Here is a 1,212-nt window from a genome sequence, read left to right as displayed (position 1 = left end):
TACTGGTCGCTGTCCAAGTACCTCAAGGGCAAGGTCAAGCGCGCGGTGAGCTACGTGGGCGACTTCGAAGTGGCCGTGGCCCGCGAAGCCCGCAAGCGCGGCGCACAGGGCGTGGTCTGCGGCCACATCCACCATGCCGAGATGCGCGACATCGACGGCATCCTCTACTGCAACGACGGCGACTGGGTCGAGAGCCTGACGGCGCTGGCCGAGCATGCCGACGGCACGCTGGAAATCATCGACTGGGCGCAGCACATGCCCGTGCCGACAAAGGCTACGCCGCAGCGCGAAGCCGTCGCCGCCTGAGCCTGTCCGAGCAGGCCGGTCAGCCCTTGCGGCCGGGGTCGTTCGTCGTATGGCCGGGCTGCTCGCGCCAGGCGTCGTAATGCCGAAGCATGCTCTTGCCCACCTCGTCCATCCATAGCCACCAGTCCAACGCGAGGTTCTCGGGGCCGTCGGGTTCCAGTGGATTCTGTAAAAGGGTGGCGGGCGGTTCCGGCAGTTCGTAGTCGCACAGCCGTGCGACGCTGCTGTGCGGGAAGCCGGGAATAACAGGATTCACTGCGGTGCTCCTTCGAGGGCGGCGCGTTCTCGGGCGCCCGGAACAACTCCCGCACGCATTGGAGCAGGAACCGGAACGCCGACGTATCGGATTATCCCGAATGAAAACAAAAGTCCACGGAAAGCCGTAACTTTCCGGGTGCCATGCCACACGCGGCCACGTTCGTCCGATCCGACGATGCCGCACGCCCCCGCGGGCATCACACTCGGCCGGTGCATTTCTTCGACAGGAGACGACAAACACCATGGCCTGGGCACTCACGGCGGCGGAGACCGCATTCCGCGACGAGGTTCGAGATTTCCTGGCGCGTGAGCTGACGCCCGAACTGCGCGCGGCGGGCCGGCGCTGCTCCGGCATCTTCACCGACTACGAATACGGCAACCGCTGGCACCGCGTTCTTGCCAAGCGCGGCTGGAGCGTGCCGCACTGGCCGGTCGAGCACGGCGGTACCGGCTGGACGCCGATGCAGCACTACATCTTCGCGGCCGAGCTTGCAGCCGCCGATGCGCCGCCGCGCGCACCCATGGGCCCGGGCATGGTCGCGCCGGTGATCATCGCCTTCGGCACCGAGGCGCAGAAGCGCACGTGGCTGCCCGGCATCCGCTCGGGCGAGGACTACTGGTGCCAGGGCTACTCGGAGCCGCAGTCGG

3 protein-coding genes are annotated in these 1,212 nt (G+C 67.2%); 2 read left to right on the top strand and 1 reads right to left on the bottom strand.

Annotated features, from left to right (window positions below; genetic code table 11):
• A partial coding sequence (locus ACSFA3_RS24375) for a UDP-2,3-diacylglucosamine diphosphatase (protein WP_435507956.1) occupies positions 1-306 on the top strand: 306 nt, incomplete at its 5' end.
• 19 nt (positions 307-325) lie between these two features.
• Here the strand turns inward: ACSFA3_RS24375 and ACSFA3_RS24370 are convergent.
• Entirely contained in the window at positions 326-562 is a 237-nt protein-coding gene (locus tag ACSFA3_RS24370) for a hypothetical protein (protein WP_435507955.1), read from the bottom strand.
• A gap of 244 nt (positions 563-806) precedes the next feature.
• Between ACSFA3_RS24370 and ACSFA3_RS24365 the strand changes: the two genes are divergently transcribed.
• The coding region (locus tag ACSFA3_RS24365; protein WP_435507954.1) for an acyl-CoA dehydrogenase family protein at positions 807-1,212 on the top strand (406 nt) is incomplete at its 3' end.

It is taken from the genome of Variovorax glucosi (assembly GCF_051216695.1).
Lineage (GTDB): Bacteria > Pseudomonadota > Gammaproteobacteria > Burkholderiales > Burkholderiaceae_C > Variovorax.
This window is presented reverse-complemented; position numbering and strand designations above follow the sequence as displayed.